Source organism: Anaeromyxobacter sp. SG17 (genome assembly GCF_022690695.1).
Lineage (GTDB): Bacteria > Myxococcota > Myxococcia > Myxococcales > Anaeromyxobacteraceae > Anaeromyxobacter > Anaeromyxobacter soli.
Genome location: NZ_JALCYX010000014.1, coordinates 1 through 17,111 on the forward strand (window position 1 = coordinate 1; position 17,111 = coordinate 17,111).

16 protein-coding genes and 1 pseudogene are annotated in these 17,111 nt (G+C 73.5%); 3 read left to right on the top strand and 14 right to left on the bottom strand.

Annotated features, from left to right (window positions below; genetic code table 11):
- The 5 genes and pseudogenes from MNY60_RS07860 to MNY60_RS07880 form a co-directional block, all read right to left on the bottom strand.
- Positions 1 to 208 (bottom strand): annotated as a pseudogene (locus MNY60_RS07860) (YIP1 family protein); the annotation flags it as partial.
- 68 nt (positions 209 to 276) lie between these two features.
- Positions 277 to 579 (bottom strand): NADH-quinone oxidoreductase subunit NuoK, encoded by a 303-nt coding sequence (gene nuoK, locus MNY60_RS07865; protein ID WP_242337083.1) that lies wholly within the window; start codon positions 577 to 579, stop codon positions 277 to 279.
- A gap of 3 nt (positions 580 to 582) precedes the next feature.
- Positions 583 to 1,095, bottom strand: coding sequence for an NADH-quinone oxidoreductase subunit J (locus tag MNY60_RS07870; protein ID WP_242337080.1), 513 nt, complete (start codon positions 1,093 to 1,095; stop codon positions 583 to 585).
- Between the two features lie 3 nt (positions 1,096 to 1,098).
- On the bottom strand, positions 1,099 to 2,424 hold the full coding sequence (nuoF, locus tag MNY60_RS07875) for an NADH-quinone oxidoreductase subunit NuoF (RefSeq protein WP_242337078.1): 1,326 nt from the start codon (positions 2,422 to 2,424) through the stop codon (positions 1,099 to 1,101).
- Positions 2,421 to 2,936, bottom strand: a complete 516-nt coding sequence (locus MNY60_RS07880; RefSeq protein ID WP_242337075.1) for an NAD(P)H-dependent oxidoreductase subunit E — start codon at positions 2,934 to 2,936, stop codon at positions 2,421 to 2,423. Before MNY60_RS07880 ends, nuoF begins: the two co-directional genes overlap by 4 nt.
- A 98-nt stretch (positions 2,937 to 3,034) precedes the next feature.
- On the opposite strand from MNY60_RS07880, the gene MNY60_RS07885 reads away from it, so the two are divergent.
- On the top strand, positions 3,035 to 3,778 hold the full coding sequence (locus MNY60_RS07885; protein ID WP_374109397.1) for a TIGR02266 family protein: 744 nt from the start codon (positions 3,035 to 3,037) through the stop codon (positions 3,776 to 3,778).
- A 41-nt stretch (positions 3,779 to 3,819) separates the two neighbouring features.
- On the opposite strand, the gene MNY60_RS07890 is transcribed toward MNY60_RS07885, so the two are convergent.
- The 4 genes from MNY60_RS07890 to purF all read right to left on the bottom strand — a co-directional run bounded on the left by MNY60_RS07890 (position 3,820) and on the right by purF (position 7,512).
- Entirely contained in the window at positions 3,820 to 4,257 is a 438-nt protein-coding gene (locus MNY60_RS07890) for a GNAT family N-acetyltransferase (protein ID WP_242337068.1), read from the bottom strand.
- Positions 4,258 to 4,371: 114 nt separating this feature from the next.
- Positions 4,372 to 4,659 carry an HU family DNA-binding protein gene (locus MNY60_RS07895; protein WP_242337065.1) on the bottom strand — a complete coding sequence of 96 codons (288 nt, stop codon included), beginning with the start codon at positions 4,657 to 4,659 and terminating at the stop codon, positions 4,372 to 4,374.
- Positions 4,660 to 4,819: 160 nt separating this feature from the next.
- Positions 4,820 to 5,956 carry a hypothetical protein gene (locus tag MNY60_RS07900; protein WP_242337062.1) on the bottom strand — a complete coding sequence of 379 codons (1,137 nt, stop codon included), beginning with the start codon at positions 5,954 to 5,956 and terminating at the stop codon, positions 4,820 to 4,822.
- A gap of 101 nt (positions 5,957 to 6,057) precedes the next feature.
- Positions 6,058 to 7,512 carry an amidophosphoribosyltransferase gene (purF, locus tag MNY60_RS07905; RefSeq protein ID WP_242355414.1) on the bottom strand — a complete coding sequence of 485 codons (1,455 nt, stop codon included), beginning with the start codon at positions 7,510 to 7,512 and terminating at the stop codon, positions 6,058 to 6,060.
- Positions 7,513 to 7,539: 27 nt separating this feature from the next.
- Here purF and MNY60_RS07910 point away from each other — a divergent pair, with 27 nt between their 5' ends.
- A complete protein-coding gene (locus MNY60_RS07910) occupies positions 7,540 to 8,913 on the top strand; it encodes a neutral/alkaline non-lysosomal ceramidase N-terminal domain-containing protein (protein WP_242360320.1) in 1,374 nt (457 codons plus the stop codon).
- Here MNY60_RS07910 and MNY60_RS07915 read toward each other — a convergent pair whose 3' ends face one another.
- From MNY60_RS07915 to MNY60_RS07930, 4 genes are all read right to left on the bottom strand, one after another.
- Positions 8,914 to 9,372, bottom strand: a complete 459-nt coding sequence (locus tag MNY60_RS07915; protein ID WP_242337053.1) for a thioesterase family protein — start codon at positions 9,370 to 9,372, stop codon at positions 8,914 to 8,916. It abuts the gene before it with no gap.
- An 88-nt stretch (positions 9,373 to 9,460) separates the two neighbouring features.
- Positions 9,461 to 11,185 (bottom strand): hypothetical protein, encoded by a 1,725-nt coding sequence (locus MNY60_RS07920; protein ID WP_242360321.1) that lies wholly within the window; start codon positions 11,183 to 11,185, stop codon positions 9,461 to 9,463.
- Entirely contained in the window at positions 11,182 to 12,756 is a 1,575-nt protein-coding gene (locus MNY60_RS07925) for a pyrrolo-quinoline quinone (protein WP_242360322.1), read from the bottom strand. The genes MNY60_RS07920 and MNY60_RS07925 overlap by 4 nt, the downstream gene beginning before the upstream one ends.
- An 11-nt stretch (positions 12,757 to 12,767) precedes the next feature.
- On the bottom strand, positions 12,768 to 13,418 hold the full coding sequence (locus tag MNY60_RS07930) for a hypothetical protein (RefSeq protein ID WP_242360323.1): 651 nt from the start codon (positions 13,416 to 13,418) through the stop codon (positions 12,768 to 12,770).
- Positions 13,419 to 13,710: 292 nt separating this feature from the next.
- Here MNY60_RS07930 and MNY60_RS07935 point away from each other — a divergent pair, with 292 nt between their 5' ends.
- Entirely contained in the window at positions 13,711 to 15,549 is a 1,839-nt protein-coding gene (locus MNY60_RS07935) for a PKD domain-containing protein (protein ID WP_242360324.1), read from the top strand.
- Here the strand turns inward: MNY60_RS07935 and MNY60_RS07940 are convergent.
- Positions 15,527 to 17,005, bottom strand: coding sequence for a response regulator (locus tag MNY60_RS07940; protein WP_242360325.1), 1,479 nt, complete (start codon positions 17,003 to 17,005; stop codon positions 15,527 to 15,529). The genes MNY60_RS07935 and MNY60_RS07940 overlap by 23 nt on opposite strands.
- Between the last annotated feature and the right edge of the window lie 106 nt (positions 17,006 to 17,111).

The window sequence follows — 17,111 nt, forward strand, 5'->3', positions numbered from 1 at the left end:
CCGGGGCGGCACCGGCACCTGCCGGCGCCTCGCTCGCAGGAGCGGGGGCCTCGGGCTGCGCCGGCGCCGCGGGCGGCGGCTCGGCGGCCGAGGGCGGCGGCGCGTTCGGATCGGCGAGGAGCAGCTCCGCGCCGCAGTGCGGGCAGATCTGGCGGCCGAAGCGGTCGGTCTGGAACGTGCCCTGGCACCGGGCGCAGCGAGCGATCATGCCGCGAGCTTACCGCGGCGCGCGCCGGGGCGGTGAAAGTCGGCCGAGACGCCGTCAGGGACCGACGCTCACTCGCGCAGCGCGCGGACCTCGTCCACGTTCACGCTGCCGCGGGTGCGGTAGATGGCGATGACCACCGCGAGCCCGACCGCCGCCTCCGCCGCCGCGACCGCGATGACGAAGAAGGCGATGGCGTGCCCGCCGATGTTCCCCGACTGCCGCGCGAACGCGAGGAACGTGAGGTTCGCCGCGTTGAGCATCAGCTCGACGCTCATCATCACGATGAGCGCGTTGCGCTTCAGGAGGACGCCGGAGAGGCCGATGGTGAAGAGGACCGCGGCGAGCCAGAGGTACCAGGTGACGGGGACCATGGCTCAGATCCTCTCCTTCGCGACGACGACCGCACCGACGATGGCGACGAGGAGCAACAGGCTCGTCACCTCGAAGGGCAGCAGGAACTCGGTGTAGAGCACCTGCCCTACCGCCTTCACCGTGCCGAAGCGGTCCGGCTGGGCGAGCGTCGACATGGCCGCGTCGGGCACGCGGGCGATGGCGGAGGCGAGCACGGCGAGGAGCGAGACCGCGCCGAGCACGCCCACGTACTGCATCGCCCTGCGGCGCTCGCGCTGCGGGTGCTCCTCGTCGAGCGACAGGAGCATGATGACGAACAGGAAGAGCACCATCACCGCGCCCGCGTACACCAGGATCTGCATGAACGCGATGAGGTGCGCGGCGAGGAGGACGTAGAGCCCGGCCATGAAGAAGAAGGCCGCGACGAGGTTCATCGCCGCGTACACCGGGCTCCGCGCGACCACCACGCCGAGCGCGGTGACGACGAGGGGGATGGCGAAGATCCAGAAGCAGACGAGCTCGGCCGTGATTTGCATCGCCTAGTACCTCACCCCGCCCACCACCGCCGGGCGAGAGGACTGATCGAGACCCCAGCCGTGGTCGCCGTACGGGCAGCGCCGCTCCTCGACGTGGCGCAGGAACTCGTCGCGGAACTTCTTCACGAACGACTGCACCGGCATCGAGGCGGCGTCACCGAGCGCGCAGATGGTCTGCCCGCCGATGTTGCCCGCCACCTGCTCGAGCTTGGCGACGTCCTCGGCGGTGGCGTGGCCGTGCTCGATCTTCTCGACGATGCCCTCCATCCACGAGGTGCCCTCGCGGCAGGGGGTGCACTGCCCGCAGCTCTCCTCCGCGTAGAACTTGGAGATGCGGGCGAGCGCGCGGACCATGCAGGTCGAGTCGTCGAACACGATGACGCCGCCGGAGCCGGACATCGAGCCGGCCGCCTTCACCGCGTCGAACTCGAGCGAGATGTCGATCTCGTCGCCGCGCAGCACCGGGGAGGAGGAGCCGCCGGGGATGACGGCCTTGATCTTCCGGCCGCCGACGACCCCGCCGCAGTCCTCCATGATGAGCTTCTTCAGGTTGTAGGCGACCGGCTTCTCGAAGACGCCCGGCCGGTTCACGTGGCCGGAGACGCCGAAGAGCCGGGTGCCGCCCGACTTGCCCACGCCGAGCGCGGCGAACGCGTCGCCGCCGTTCGCGACGATCCAGGGGACGTTCGCGATGGTCTCGACGTTGTTGATGATGGTGGGCTTGCCCCACAGGCCGACGATCGCCGGGAACGGGGGCTTGAGGCGGGGGTAGCCCTTCTTGCCCTCGAGCGACTCGAGCAGCGCCGACTCCTCGCCGCAGATGTACGCGCCCGCGCCGCGGTGCACGACGATCTCGAGGTCGAAGTCCTTCTTCCCGAGGAGCCGCGAGCCGAGGATGCCGGCCGCGCGCGCCTCCTCGACCGCCGCCTCGAGGATGCGCGCCTGCTTCGCGAACTCGCCGCGGATGTAGACGTAGGCGGCGTGGATGTCGAGCGCGTAGCAGGTGATGGCGATCCCCTCGATCAGCATGTGGGGATCGTGCTCGATGATGTAGCGGTCCTTGAACGTGCCCGGCTCGGACTCGTCCGCGTTCACCGTGAGGTAACGGGGACGGACGTCCTTCGGGAGGAACGTCCACTTGAGCCCGGTCGCGAAGCCGGCGCCGCCGCGGCCGCGGAGGTTCGACTTCTTCACCTCGTCGACGACGGCGGCGGGCTCCATGCCGAGCGCCTTGTCGAGCGCGGCGTAGCCGCCGTCCGCGCGGTAGGTGCGCAGCGCGGCGGAGTCGGGCTTCCCCCAGCGCTTCGTCAGGATGAGCGTCTCGCTCACTCGAGCCTCCCCAGGATCTCCTCGACCTTCTTCGGGTCGAGCCGCTCGTGCATCTCCTCGTCCACGAGCATCGCCGGGGCGGTGCCGCAGGCGCCGAGGCACTCGACCTCGCGCAGCGTGAAGCGCCCGTCCGACGAGGTGCCGCCGTTCGCGACCCCGAGCTTGTGCTTGAGGTACTCGAACAGCCGGTCGCCGCCGGTGAGGCAGCACGAGACGTTCGTGCACACCTCCACGAGGTGGCGGCCGATCGGCGCGGTGTGGAACATCACGTAGAACGTGGCCACCTCCTCCGCGCGCGCCGGCGAGGTGCCGAGCCGGTCGGCGGCGAGCCGCTGAACCGCGGGGGAGAGGTAGCCGAAGACTTCCTGGCCGAGGCGGAGGGCCGGCAGCATCGCCGCGGCCTTTCGATCGGGCGGGTAGCGACGAAGGACCTCCGCGAGCTCACGGTCGAAGTGCTCGACCTTTTCCCGCGGCAGTTCTTCGGCCGTCCCGACGAGTGGTGGATTCGTCATAGAGGTCCGATGAAGGCAGGGCGTAAAGCGCGGGCGAGGCTAGTGAGCACATGTAAGATTGTCAAGGAGATCCGCCGCTGTATACTCGACCGCTCCGGATGGAAATCGGTCGAGAAAAGCGTCGCGATCCCCGCGTCCCGCTCGTGCTCCGTGTGGATTACCCAGGCATGCAGCAGGCCGTCCGGGACGTCACGGAGAACGTGTCGGCCGGCGGGCTCTTCATACGCACGGATCGGTCCCTGCGCGAGGGCGATCGCGTCCCGCTGCAGGTGAGCTTCCCCGGGCTGCTCGAGCCCGTGGAGGTCGAGGTGGAGGTCGTGCGCACGCGCGCCGCCGCCAAGGACCAGCCGCGGGGGGTCGCGGTCAAGATCCCCATCGACCGGGTGGACGACCGGCACAAGCTCGCGCGCATCGCCGAGACCGCCCGCACCGGCAGCGGCAAGGCGAAGCGCACCTACCGCGTGCTGGTGGTCGAGGACAACGCGCGGGTGGTCGAGATGTACCAGTACGCCCTCCGGAAGCTCCGCTCGGAGGGGGACGGCGTGGACGTCGCCGTCGAGTACGCGCCGAACGGCCACGAGGCGCTGGCCCGGCTCGTCGAGCCGCCCCGCGTCGACCTCGTCATGGCGGACCTGTACATGCCGGTCATGGACGGCTTCACGCTCGTCGAGCGGATGCGGGCCGATCCGGCGCTGGCCGGGACGCCCATCGTCATCATCAGCGCCGGCGGGCCCGACGCGCGCGACCGCGCCGCCGAGCTCGGCATCGACGTGTACCTCCAGAAGCCGGTCCAGTTCGCCGACATCATCGCGACGGTCCGCACGCTGCTGCGGATCCGCTGAAGGTCACGACCCTCGCCTGATCCGGCCTCGCGGCGCGGCGCTCACGGCACGAGCCGCTTGCGCATCACCACGTGCGGGATGCCGGCCTCCTCGAAGCGCTCGCCGGCGCGCGCGTACCCCGCCCGCGCGTAGAACGCCTCCACGTAGCACTGGGCGTGCAGCTCGATCTCGGCGAGCCCCTCGGCGCGCGCCCGCTCCTCGAGCGCGGCGAGGAGCTGCTCGCCCACGCCCAGGCGGCGGTGCCCGCGCTCCACCGCCATGCGCCCGACGCGCCCGACGCCGCCCGCCTGCCGCACGAGGCGGCCGGTGCCGACGCAGCGCGCGCCCTCGAGCGCGACGACGTGGAAGGCCGCGTCGTCGTGCTCGTCGCGCTCCAGCTCGACGGGCACCCGCTGCTCGCCGACGAACACGTCGTGGCGCAGGGCGTACGCCTGCTCGCGCAGGGCCGGGGTGTCGGCGGGGACGACGACGACGCTCATCGCTGCTCTCCCTCGGGGCGGCGCCCTGGATTCACGCCGGGTGATGACCGGAAAAAGCGACGCCCGCCGAGCCGCAGGGCCAGGCGGGCGCCGAGGACCTCGATCGAGGAAGGGCTACTTCTTGCCCTTCTTGTTGAAGATGTCCTTCAGGCCCTTGGCGGGCGTGATCTTGATGGCGGTGCGAGCCGGGATCTTGATCTGCTCGCCCGTCGCCGGGTTGCGGCCGATGCGCGCCTTGCGATCGACGAGCTTCACCGCGCCCAGGCCGCCGAGCGGGATCTTCCCCTCGCCCTTCAGCCGCTTCGTCACGACCTCCTCGACCGCCGTGAACACCTGACGGACCTGGGCCTTCGACAGCTGCGCGCCCTCGGCCACCGCCTGGAAGAACTGAGCCTGCGTCATGTTGGAAAGCCCTCCTGTCGACCGCCCGCCCAGGGCGGCGAATGGCTCGGAGATATCGCTTCCCGATCCCCCCGTCAACTTCACGCCGTCACGATCGGCCTGAAAAACGGGCCGATCGTGACGATCGATCCCGCTCCAGGGAGGGAGCCGTGCCACACCCTCAGCGGAAGGCGGCGACGATCTCGAAGACGATGAGGAGGATGATGGCGAGCTCGAGGAGCTCGCTCCGGCTCGTGTCGGCGGCGTCGCCGATGAGGTCGTTCACCTCGGCGAGGAGCCGCTGCTTGCGCAGGACCGTCTCCTGCCAGGCCGGGAGCCGGAAGCGGCGGACCGCGCTCTGGTAGAGCCGCGCGAGGTAGAAGTCCCCCACGATTTTCACTGCGTTTTCGAGCCTTTCCACCATCTCGGAGAGCTCGAGCAGGAGGGCGGCGGTGCGGCGCTGCAGGCCGCGGTACCGGCGGGTGAAGATGTTCGCGACCGGGCTCCCGCCCCGCTCGATCTCGTCGTAGATGAGGTGCAGCTCGCGGTCGAGGAGCGCGTCGTAATAGCGCAGCTCGAGCAGGTGGGCGGTCGCGAACTCCAGCAGGTCGGGGATGTCCTCCACCCCCGAAGGCTCCACCACGAGCGCGCTGTTCCAGTGCACCACCGCGAGGTCGTCCTCCAGGTAGGTGTAGTGGTGGGAGAGCACCTCCTGGCGCTCGGCGGTCGAGAGGCGGACCGGGCTCGTCTCGCCGAGGAGCAGCTCCGCCACGGGGGCGCTGGCGAGCAGCTCCTGGGCGCGGAGGGGTCCGTCCGCGAAGCGGCGCACGAAGAAGATCTGGTAGCTCTCGAGGCCGTCCCAGCGGTGCGGCCGCTCGAGCGCGCCGCCCAGGGCGCGGCAGAGCTCCTCCGCCTCGCGCCGCGCCCCCTGGTCGATCTCCGGCGGCGGCGAGACGAACAGCTCCTCCGCGAGCCCGACGAGCTCCTCGAGCGCGGTGCCGGGCGCGATGGGCAGCTTGTAGAGGATCGAGACGACGCCGTAGTCGAAGACGTGCGCGCTCGCCTCGGCGGTGCGCGCGCCGCGGGAGCGGAGCGGGGCCTCGCGCGCGCCGAGCGCGACGCGCAGCGGTGGGCGCGGCAGCTCGAGCGCGGTCGCGGACTGCGCGCCGGTGAGGCGCGCGCGCGACTTGGGCGCCGCCATCGCCACCTCGACGGCGCGCTCCGCGGCGGCGAGGTCGATCGCGTCCGCGACGTCGAAGAGGCGGTACACGTGGACGCTGCCGTCCGCGATGACGAAGCGCTCGGGGTTCGCCGCCATGCGCGCCCGAGCTTATGCACGCTCGGGCCGCGCGGTGCGCCCGACGCGCGGCGCCGCCCCGATTGAGCGCGCTCACCTCGGGCTTCGGGAGCTCCGGCGGCTCAGGCGCCGACGACGCGCAGGGGCGGCGCGGGGGTGCGCTTCGGGAAGGCGACGAGGTACTCGCCCGAGAAGCACGCGTCGCAGTACGTGGCGCGGTCCTCGCCGATGGCGGCGTAGAGGCCGGGCAGCGAGAGGTAGCCGAGCGAGTCCGCGGTGACGTAGGTCGCGATGTCCTCGATCGAGTGCGTGCTCGCGATGAGCTCCTGCCGCGTGGGCGTGTCGATGCCGTAGTAGCAGGGCCAGGCGGTGGGCGGCGAGCTGATGCGGAGGTGGACCTCCGTCGCGCCGGCCGCGCGGATCATCTTCACGATCTTGCGGCTCGTCGTGCCGCGCACGACCGAGTCGTCCACCACCACCACGCGCTTGCCGGCGAGCACCCCGCGGAGCGCGTTCAGCTTGAGCTTCACGCCGAAGTGCCGGATCGACTGCTGCGGCTCGATGAACGTGCGGCCGACGTAGTGCGAGCGGACGAGCCCCATCGCGAAGGGGATCCCCGCCTTCTCGGCGTAGCCGATGGCGGCGGGCACGCCCGAGTCCGGCACCGGGATGACGAGGTCCGCCGGCACGGGGTGCTCCTCGGCGAGCCGCTTGCCGAAGGCGTGGCGCACCTCGTAGACCGACTTGCCGAACAGCACCGAGTCCGGCCGCGCGAAGTAGATGTGCTCGAAGACGCAGCGGCCGAGCCGGGAGGGCGGCTGGGCGGGGAAGAGCCGCTCGCTGCGGAGCCCGGAGCCGTCGACGATGATGAGCTCGCCCGGCTCCACCTCGCGGACGTACTCCGCCTCGATGAGGTCGAGGGCGGTCGTCTCGCTCGCGAGCACCCAGCTGCCCTTGAGCCTGCCGAGCACGAGCGGGCGGAAGCCCATCGGATCGCGCGCGGCGACGAGCGCCTTGGGCGAGAGGAAGAGCATCGAGTAGGCGCCCGTCACGCGCCAGAGCGCCTCGCGCACCGCGCCGACGAGCTGCTCGACCGAGCCGGGCGCGCCCGGCGCGCGCGCGCGGGCGAGGAGGTGGACGATCACCTCGGTGTCGGTGGAGGCCTGGAAGATCGAGCCGTCGCGCTCGAGATCGGCGCGCAGCGCCTCGGCGTTCACGAGGTTGCCGTTGTGCGCGACCGCGACCGCGCCGCCCTGGTACTGCACGGCGAGCGGCTGCGCGTTCTTCACGTGCGAGCCGCCGGCGGTCGAGTAGCGGACGTGCCCGATGGCGGCGCCGCCCTTGAGGCGCGCGATGGTCTCGGCGGTGAACACGTCCGCCACGAGCCCCATGTCGCGGTGGACGTGCAGGGTCTCGCCGTCGGTCGCGACGATCCCGGCCGACTCCTGCCCGCGGTGCTGCAGCGCGTGCAGCCCCAGGTAGGCGTAGTTCGACGCCTCCTCGGACTGGCCGAGCGCCCAGATCCCGAAGACCCCGCACTCGTCCTTCATCTTGTCGTAGACGGCGTCGTACCCCATGAGGCGCCGGAGTATAACGATGCACGCTTGAAAAAGCTGCCCGCCACCCGCGCGCTGCGCGGCGCCGCGATGGCCCTCGCCATCCCCGTGATCGTGCTGGCGATCGCGTCGCTCCCGTGGCGGCCGGAGCGGCCCGAGGAGCCGGCGCGCATCGCCGTCGCCCCCTGCGGAGCGGGCGCCCTCTCGGCAGGCGTGGGAGAGGCCGCCTTCACCCTTCCGGCCGAGGCGCCCATCGCCGGCTTCGCACGCCTGCGCTGGACGAGCGAGGGAGTCCGCGACCCGGTGGGCGCCCGCGCGCTCGTCCTGGGCGCGCCGGGCTGCAGGATCGCGCTCGCGTCCGCGGAGCTGCTCGTCGTCCCCGAGGAGCTCGAGGCCGCCGTCCGCGCGCGCGTCGAGGACCTCGGCCTCGACGGCCTCGTCCTCGCGGCGACGCACACGCACGCCGGGCCGGGCGGCTACTGGGACAACCTGCTCGGCGAGCGCCTCGGCGCGGCACCCTACGAGCCGCGCATGCGCGAGGCGGTCGTCGCGGGGATCGCGGAGGCGATCCGGCGCGCCGCGGGCGCCCTCACCCCCGTCGAGGTCCAGCTCGCGCGCGGGCGGGCGGAGGCGCTCGTGCGGGGCCGCGGGGGCGGGCCGAAGGACGCGCGGCTCCTCGCCGTGCGGCTCGCGCGGCGGGGCGGCGCGCCGCTCGCCGAGCTGACGGTGCTCGCCGCGCATCCCACCACGCTCGGAAAGCGGAACCGGCTCATCTCCGGCGACTGGCCGGGCCGCTTCCTGCACGAGGACGCGGCGGGCGCGGGCGTGCGGCTCTTCTTCCAGGGAGCGCTCGGGGATCAGTCGGTGGCGCTGCCCGAAGGCGGCCCGGTGACGCCGGAGCGCTACGCGGACGCCCTCTCACGCACGGTGGAGGCGCTCCGCTTCGAGCGCGTCGCCTCCCCGGCGCTCGGCTTCGCGACGGGCGAGGTGGTCCTCCCGGCGCCCGCGCCCGGAGCGCTGCCGGCGATCCTCCGCTCCGCGGCGGGCAACCTCGCCTACCGCGCGGTCCCGGCGCGCGCCCCGCTGTCCGCGCTGCGCCTCGGCCAGGTGGTGCTCGCGTTCGTTCCGGGCGAGCCGGTGGCCGAGGTGGGGGAGGCATGGCGCGCCGAGGCGGGTCCCGGCACGGAGATCGTCTCGCTCGCCGGTGGCTACGTGGGCTACGTGGACACGCCCGAGCAGATCGCGGCGCGCCGCGGCGAGGCGGTGCGCACGTACTACGGTCCGGAGCTCGCCGCGCGGCTCGGCCACGGGATCGAGGCGGCGGTGGCCGCGGTGCGCGCCGATCCTGCCGTGCGGGGCGAGGCGCCGCTGCGGCGCGACGCGGGAGCCGAGGCGGCCGCCCGGGCCGCCGGCGAGCGCTGACTACCTCCGCGAGGAGCCGAGCGCGGGCAGGACCTCGAAGGCCGGGTCCCTGGGCACGCGCCGCATCGCCTCGGCGAGCGCCGCGGGCGCGGGGACGAGCTTGCGGGTGTTGAGATCCATCCACCCGCCCGCGACGATGATGCTCGCGGCCTGCTTGCCGTTCGGCTTCCAGAGGTCGTGGCGGAGCTTCCACTTCGCGCCCTCGGGCGAGAGGCCGAGCTGGACGAAGTCCACCGCGACCGTCTCGCCGGCGCGGATCTCGCGCAGGTACTCGATCTCCTCGCTGAGCAGCACCGGGCCGAGGTGCAGCTCCCCGAAGTGCTCGTAGCTGAAGCCGTTCGCGGTCAGGTACGCCATGCGCGTCTCGATGGCGTACTCGCTGTACATCGTGTTCCGCACGTGGCCGTTCATGTCGCAGTCGCCCCAGCGGACGGTGAAGGTCTGGGTGTAGCGGTCCATGGTGAGCTCCTCCGGGCGCGGCGGAGCCGCGGCGGCGGGCGTTGTAACTCGAGCGCGCTCGGGCCGCGCGCGCCGGGCGGGACGCGGGTCAGAAGCTGAAGGCGACGGCGGCGGGCTCCGGGCTCCGATCCCAGGACATCCAGCCGAGCGCGCCGGCGGCGGCGGCCAGCGCGACGCCGAACCCCGCCGAGACGTAGGCGTTCCGCTGCGCCGCGTCGGCGTCGCGCCTGAGGGCGTAGTAGCGCGCCGGGTCCGCGCCGGACTTGAACGTCGGCGGATCGCCGACGACCATCGCGTCCGCGTCGCTCGACTTGCCCGAGGCCGAGAGGCCCTGCTGGACGGCGACCGCGGCGAGCACCACGGCCGCCGCGCCCGAGGCGATCGCGGTGGGGCGCATCCAGGCGGCGCGCCGCGGCCGGAGGGTGAGGGCCGCGGCCGGCGGATCACTCGAGATCGCCGGGGGAGTGAAGGCGAGCGAGGCGCTCGCGGGCGTCGGCCGCGCGGCCCTCGGGTCGGGCGTCGCGGAACCCAGCGCGGCCACGGGGCGAGCGGGCGATGGGGACGGAGGTGGCGGCGTGCCGCCCTCGAGCGCGGCCGGCTTGCCCGCAGCCGTCGCTGCCGCGGCGGCAGCCCGTTTCGGCTGCTGGGCCGCCGTGACCGGCGCCGGCTGCGGAGCGGGCTGCGCCGCTGCGGATGGCGACGGGGCCGGCACCGGCGCCGGAGACGCGACGATGAGCGGCGCGGGCGGCTGGCGAGGCAGGTCGGGCGTGCGATCCTTCACGTCGCGCGACGACTGGCCGGTGAGCAGGAAAGACGCGAGCGCGCCGAGGTTCACCGCGGGCACGCTGCCGGCCACCATCCGGACGCTCCCCTCGCGCAGGAGCGCCCCGCGACGGACGTCGTAGATGGAGCCGAGCAGGAACTGGGCGCCGCCCTCCACCACGCGGCTCGCGACCACGAGCTTGTCCACGCCGAGCCAGGCGCCCCCGCGGATGATGCCGTACGCCCGCTGTTCGGGCGCGAGCGCGAGGCCCGGCCCGGCGTTCACGCGGATCGCGTCGGCGAGGGCGAAGTCGAGCACCACGGTGCGATCCTCGGCCTCGAGGTCGACGGTGAAGCTCGGGACCCGCAACGCGTCCGCCGCGCCGCCGATCCGGTACGCGCCGGCGGGCAGCGAGACCGCGACGGGAGCCGGCCCCATGTTGCGACCGTTCACGTAGACGACGCCGGACCTGCCCTCGGCGAGGACGGTCAGCCGGCGCTTCGGAAGCGCCCGGACCTTCGCCTTCACCTCCTCGAACCTGCGCCGGTACCCCGGGGAGTACTGGTCGGGATCCGGCTGGAGCGTGGGCTCCATCCGCGCGAGCTTCAGGAGCGCGGCCTGGGCGTCGCGCTCCATCCCGATCGTCGCGGCGGCGTGGGCGAGGCGGAGCAGCGCCCGCGTCCACTGCGCGTAGGCGTCGTCGCTCTCCGGGAGGCTCTCCAGGTCCTCGACGATGGCGCGGAGCGTCCGCACCGCGCTCTCGAACTCGCCGTTCTGGTACACGGCGAGCGCGCCGCCGTAGGCTCGGTCGAGCTCGGAGAGGGTGGCGTTCGACGCCTGGCCGAGGAGCCGCGCGCGCATGGTCGGCACGTCCACCACGCCGCCGATGCGATCGCGGCAAGCGGCGCGGAGCTGGTGCGCGAGCTCGGCGAGGTCGGCGTCCGGCCCGCCCGGCGGATCGGCGACGGAGATGACGCCGAGCCGCTCGGAGGCGCCCGCGCCGAGCGCGAACAGGGCGCCGGCGAGGGCGAGGACCCCGCGCGCGTTCACGGCTGCGTCCCCGCGTTGTTGGTGTTTCGCGGGTCGTGGAATGCCTTCGGCCAGGGCGCGGAGGTGTCGAGCTCGCCGTCCACGATCACGGCGTACAGCTTCCCGTCTGCCCCCGCCACGTAGGCGGTGCTCATCACTGCGCCCGCGGGCTGACCGGGGGGCGTGTAGATGTTGGCTGGCTGGAGCGCCGCTCCCGCGGCGGACAGCTTCACCGACCAGGCGATGCTGCCGTCGGACTCGCGGATCGCATAGAGGCGGCCGGTCGAGGTGGGGACGATCAGATGGGTGGATGGACCGCTCACGACCATTGGGATCGTGGGGACACCCTCTAACGGAGAACTTTCGGCCCACGGGGGCGTCGAACCGCGACTAAATCGTCGCAGCTTCGCGCCCTGGTCGCCTAACACGACGCTTCCATCCCCCAGCACGATCGGGCCTGAAGCGTTCGCACCCGCGGTCGTTACCTGCGCGGTGACCGCCTCAGCGGTCGTGTAGTTAACCTTGCCCGCTGCATCAACAGTCCAGATTCCGTCCAATGCATCAACTGCGGGCGGCGCCGTGACTAGAGATCCCACTGTTGGTTTAGCAGGTGCTGGCGCAACTCCGGTCCAGTTCGGTCGAAGCGAGCCACTGGCGAGAACAGAAAAGCTCTCCAGCACTGATGTCGCGACGACGATTACGTCGCCATTCGTGAGCACAACGGGTGGAGCAGTCACAGACGCTGACGCAGACGGCAAGCTGCAAAACCCTGTTGCATCGGCAACAGCCAGCGTCCCAGCGGGAGTTCCCGCCACCAAGCGCTCGGAACTGCCTTGCACTAGCGCAGGCGAGCTTTGCACTGCGTCACCGGTGGCGCATGAGTTCGGGCGCAGTTCGCCAACGGGATCTGCTGAATACACGACCCCTGCCCACGAGCCGAACCACACGTTTCCAGTGCTTGTTGCGGGAGCGGCGGTGACGAACGCATTTCCAGCAGTGATTGACCATGCTTTAGCGCCATCGCTTCGAAGTCCCACCAGCTGCTCGGTCGTTCTCGAGAGCCCTACGAGGACCAGTCCGCCCTCGTGAACCGCCGCCGGACTCATCGGCACGCCGGCGTCGTAGACCCACCTCAACCTCGTCACCTCCACCGGCACCGCCTCTGCGCTGCCCTCGTTCCGGGCGCCGTCGCGCGCGACGACGCTCACGACCACCGGCCGCGCGTAGGCCTCGAAGGGCCAGTCGCGGAGAGGGAGCTCCGCGACCCAGCGGCCTCCGGCCGCGGTCATCGCGATCTTGCGCGCCCCGGAGTCGAGGTCGAGCGCCGCCTCGACGGTCGCGAGCTCCTTGTCCTCGGTGACCGTGGCCTCGACCCGCAGGACGCCATCGCGCACGCACGGGGTCGTCGCGCACGAGGCGGTGACCAGGGAGACCGCCGGCCGGACCGCGTCCGCCCAGCAGACGCTCCCGTCGGAGGTCCGCGCGCAGTACTGGCCCGACGGGCAGCTCGCGCTGGTGGCGCACGCGGCGCGGTCCTCGACCGAGCTGCACGCGAGGGCCAGCGCCGCGGCGGAGATGACGATGAGCCTCATGGGATGTCCCCTCAGAAGACGAAGCGCCAGGTGAGCCCGGCGGCGATCGCGGCGCCCCCTGCTGCGAAAGAGATGCCGCTCCAGCGGCGCCGGTCTTCCCAGGTCTGGCGCGAGCGCGTGTAGGAGGCCGGGTCGCCGGCGGCGTTCGCCTCGTCCGCCGCGGAGCGGGCGGAGAAGGCGAGGAGGGTCCCGGCGGCCACCGCGGCGACACCGGCACCCACGGTCGTCCACGCGGCGACGCGCGCCGGGCTCGGGCCGGGCGGGGGCGGGAGCGTCCGGACGAGCTCTCGAAGGGCGTTCCGCAGCGGCTTCACTGCGTCCGCGCCCGGAGCCACGTCGAGCGTGCGACGCGCCCGCTCGGTCTCGCTCGCCGCGTCCGCGAGCACGAGGACGTAGCGGCTCCCTTCCGCCCGCCCCTCGGCCCCGGCGGCGATCGCGTAGGGGAGCCCGGCACGGCGGGCGGCGCGGGCGCCCTCGGCGACGTCCTCGCACGCGACCCCGTAGTCGAGGAACTTCCCGGCCTTGCGAGCGGCCTCGGCGATCGCGTCCCCGCGCGCCAGCACCGGGTCCCCGCCCACGCGCGGGCGGCACAGGAGGAGGCGGTCCCCGCTCGCGCCGGCGAGCAGCGCGAGGGTCAGCGTGAGCGCTCCGGACAGAGCCATGTCGGGCGGTGCCTCCGGGGTGGATGAGACGGATCGTGGATTTTCGAGCAGCCGCGCCGCGACTGCAAGTGATGTGCGCCGGGAGTGACGAGCGACCCATCGGCGCGTCGGCGCACCTGTGTCCCCGTGTCGGACCGGACCGGCCGCGCCGCGGACCCTCGCCCCTCGACGAAGCGCGCCGGACGCGGTGCGGGCGCTGGAACGATCGTCGCATTGGCGCGCCTCGATTGAACCCACCCTCGGCGAACCTTTACTCTTCGTCGTTCCAGCCGACGCTCTCCGGAGAACAGAGATGCCGACCCACCGCACAGCGGTCCCCGCGCTCAACGTCGCGCTTCCCCTCGCGCTCGCGACCGCGCTCGCCTGCTCGCAGGGCGGGCCCGCCCCCATCACCTGCGACACGACCGAGTCGTGCCCGCCCGCCTCGCGGTGCCTCGCGCGCGCGTGCGTCGCCGACGCGGCGCCGCTCGCCCGCATCAGCCCGCTGAGCGTCGTCCAGGCGAACGACGTGGTCACCCTCGACGGCTCTCGCAGCTCGGACCCGGACGCGCCGGAGGACGCGGTCGTCGCGTACGCGTGGACGGTCCGCGCCGTGGATGCGCCGTGCGAGCCTCCCGTCGTCGCGGGCACCACCGCCACCACCCCGGTGCGGTTCGCCTGCCCCGGGCGCTACGAGGTCTCGCTCGTCGTGGCGGACGAGCTCTCCGTCCAGAGCGCGCCCGCGAGCGCGCTCGTTGAGGTCGCCCCGCGCTCCGGCGCGCCCCTCGTGACCGCTGGCGCCGACGTCGCGGTGGACCACCGGTGCGAGGGCGAGCCGATCACGTGCCGGCCGGTCACCGAGCTCGGCGGCGCGGTCGCGCTCTCCGCGACCTCGGCCGTCGCCGGCGCGAGCTTCCACTGGACGGTCGAGCCGCCAGCGGGGCACGCGCTCGACGCCCAGCGGCGCGCGATCTTCGAGCCGGGGCCCGACGCCGCCAGGCCCACCGTGCGCATCGAGACGGACGGCACCGCCATCGCGGGTGACTGGGTGCTGCGCGTGGAGGCCCGGGACGAGGCCGGCGTGATCGGCGTCGCGGCCACGCGCCTCAGCATCGGAAACGCGCCGCCGGTGGTGACGGAGGCGATCCCCGTCTTCAACCACGCCTTCGACGCGGCCTCGTCGCGGTTCTCCGCGCATGGCGCGATCGGCGTCCTCGCGGAGGATCCCGACGGCGACCCGCTCGAGGGGCGGACCGTCGCGGGGCATCACGTCGGCGACGGCGCGGCGACGTTCCAGGTCGAGGACCTCGGCGACCGCGCCGCCTTCAGCATCGAGCTGCCGTACACCGCCCCCGCGGACGCGCTCCTCCTCATCGGCGGGGAGGGTCTCGAGCGGGCCATCACGTTCTCGGTTCGCGACGTGAACGGCGCCGAGACGAGCGAGACCTGGCCCGTCGTCATCGGCAACCGGCCGCCCGAGGTCGCCTGGGCCGCGACGGTCGTGTCCCCGCAGCACGTGTACGACGCGGCGGCCGGGGAGTACCGCGCCTCCGCCAAGCTGAGCCAGTGGCGGGATCCGGACGGCGATCCCATGGCGCAGGGAGATCCGACGGGGGACGCGGTCTGCCCGAGCTACGTCCTCGACGCCTCCGGCATGGTGGTGATCCAGTGCACCCTCGCCTCGGCGGTCGCCGCCGTCGCCGGCAACTTCGTGGGCGCGCACGACATCCAGCAGCGGGTCCGGGACCCCTGGGAGTCCGCTCCCGTCGCGAGCGTCGCGCAGATCCAGATCCAGAACCGTGCCCCCGTCTTCACGAAGAACGCCTTCGGCCTCGGCGCCCAGTGCGTCGAGACCGCGACCTGCTGTCGCTGGGAGTACGGCCAGTGCCTCGTCAACGAGCTCGCCGTCTCGAGCGCCAGCGGGACCGTGACGGACTTCGTGACCGATCCGGACGGTGATCCGGTGGAGTGGACCGTGAGCCAGACGGGCCAGACCCAGGTCTGCCTCGCCTCCCAGTGCGCCCTGGAGGTCTCGTTCGCCGCAGGTCAGACGTGCTCGGAGAGCACCAGCCGCACCTACACGATGAGCGCGACCGACGGGGCCGCGACCACGCCGGCCACCTTCGTGATCACCCGCTCGTGCGCGTGGTGAGCCGCTTCCGCTCGAGCACCGCGTCCGCCGCCTCCGCCACCCGCTCCGCCCCGAGCGCCTTCTCGAGCACCTCGTCCGCGCCCGCGGCGCGGAGCCGGGGGGCGAGCTCGGGGTCGGAGCGGCCGGTCACCGCGACCACCGCGAGCTCGGTCTCGCCGCCGGCCTCGCGGATGGTGCGCACGAACGCCTCGCCGTCCATCCCGGGCATGCAGGCGTCGGTGAGCAGCAGGTCGAGGGTGAGGAGCTCGTCGGCGAGCGCCCGCAGGCCCTCCGCGCCGTCGGCGGCGGTCACCACCTCGTAGCCGCGGGCCGCGAGCGCGTCGCCCAGCATCCGGCGGTGGAGCGCGTCGTCGTCCACCACGAGCGCGCGGCGCGGGCGGGCGGTGAGCTGGACGATGGCCGCGTAGAGGCGCGCCTCCTCCGCGGGCTCGAGCTGGAAGCGCACGCCCATGCCCTCGTCGCTCACGTAGGCCACGGTGGCGCGGGTGTGGAGGTCGCCGCCGTCCGGCAGCCGGATCGCGAGCGCGACGGGCGCGCCCACCGCCGCCGGGCTCGCGGTGCGCACGAACGCTCCGCCCTGGGAGAGGTTCTCCACGAAGTCCTGCTCGAGCTCGGCGCCGGTCTCGTAGGCGAGCGTCGCGCAGGCGATGGCGGAGGCCGCCTCGGCCGGGCGGAGCGCGATCCGGCCGAGCACCTTCACCGGCGCGTGGACCTCGAGCCGCGGGGCGGAGCGCGAGATCTCCCACTGCGACGGCGCGGGCGGCGCGACGTGCGCGGCCAGCGCGGCGGCGAGGGCGGGCGGCGCGGGCTCGACCGCGAGCGTGTAGCCGGCGGGCGCCCCGGAGGTGGCCGCCGCCGGGGAGCGCACGGCCGCCACCCGGGCGCGGCCCTCCACCTGACGGGCGAGGCCCGGCACGCGCACGGCGAGGACGAGCTCGTCGCCCTGGGGCGGCGCCATCGGCGAGGGGACGAAGAGCGCCGCTGCGGCGGGGTCGTAGCTCGCGCCCGCGGCGGCCGCGCCGGCGAGGTCGAGCACGAGCGCGGGCCGCTCGCCGGGGCTCCGCCGCCGGAGCGCGGGCGCGCCGGCGTCGGTGAAGAACGCGGCGGTCGCGAGGTAGAGCTCGGCGCCGGCGACGTCGGCGAGCCTGGGCTCGCAGGCGGCGAGGAGCGTCTTCAGCTCGTCGAGGTCGCCGGGCGGGATCTGGCCGATGTCGCTCGCGCGCCCCCCGGCGCGCGCGGCCCAGAACGCGAGCCGCTCGCTCGCGCCGGGAGGCGCGGAGGCCGGCGAGAAGCGCAGGAGCACGATCAGCCGGCGCGAGGAGGGGTCGAGCCCGAGGTCGCAGGCGTCCAGGGCGGCGCCGAGGAGCTGCGGCAGCGCCAGCACGAAGCGCTCGGCGGCGAGGAGCCGCTCGCCGGTGGCGCGCTCGAAGATGCAGAGGTGGTCGGCGGTGCTCATCCGTGCGGGGTCGAGGCGTGGCGCTCCTGCAACCCGGGCGCCGGGTCGAGACGCCCGCGATCCGGGCGTCCTGCCGCGGGTCGCCGCCGCGCGGGGTCGCAGCATA

Excerpts from the sequence above, each read along its gene's own strand:
- nuoK (WP_242337083.1), bottom strand. The coding sequence starts at position 579 with ATGGTCCCCGTCACCTGGTACCTCTGGCTCGCCGCGGTCCTCTTCACC.
- MNY60_RS07870 (WP_242337080.1), bottom strand. The coding sequence starts at position 1,095 with ATGCAAATCACGGCCGAGCTCGTCTGCTTCTGGATCTTCGCCATCCCC.
- MNY60_RS07880 (WP_242337075.1), bottom strand. The coding sequence starts at position 2,936 with ATGACGAATCCACCACTCGTCGGGACGGCCGAAGAACTGCCGCGGGAA.
- MNY60_RS07885 (WP_374109397.1), top strand. The coding sequence starts at position 3,035 with ATGGAAATCGGTCGAGAAAAGCGTCGCGATCCCCGCGTCCCGCTCGTG.
- MNY60_RS07890 (WP_242337068.1), bottom strand. The coding sequence starts at position 4,257 with ATGAGCGTCGTCGTCGTCCCCGCCGACACCCCGGCCCTGCGCGAGCAG.
- MNY60_RS07895 (WP_242337065.1), bottom strand. The coding sequence starts at position 4,659 with ATGACGCAGGCTCAGTTCTTCCAGGCGGTGGCCGAGGGCGCGCAGCTG.
- MNY60_RS07900 (WP_242337062.1), bottom strand. The coding sequence starts at position 5,956 with ATGGCGGCGAACCCCGAGCGCTTCGTCATCGCGGACGGCAGCGTCCAC.
- purF (WP_242355414.1), bottom strand. The coding sequence starts at position 7,512 with ATGGGGTACGACGCCGTCTACGACAAGATGAAGGACGAGTGCGGGGTC.
- MNY60_RS07915 (WP_242337053.1), bottom strand. The coding sequence starts at position 9,372 with ATGGACCGCTACACCCAGACCTTCACCGTCCGCTGGGGCGACTGCGAC.
- MNY60_RS07925 (WP_242360322.1), bottom strand. The coding sequence starts at position 12,756 with ATGAGGCTCATCGTCATCTCCGCCGCGGCGCTGGCCCTCGCGTGCAGC.
- MNY60_RS07930 (WP_242360323.1), bottom strand. The coding sequence starts at position 13,418 with ATGGCTCTGTCCGGAGCGCTCACGCTGACCCTCGCGCTGCTCGCCGGC.
- MNY60_RS07935 (WP_242360324.1), top strand. The coding sequence starts at position 13,711 with ATGCCGACCCACCGCACAGCGGTCCCCGCGCTCAACGTCGCGCTTCCC.
- MNY60_RS07940 (WP_242360325.1), bottom strand. The coding sequence starts at position 17,005 with ATGAGCACCGCCGACCACCTCTGCATCTTCGAGCGCGCCACCGGCGAG.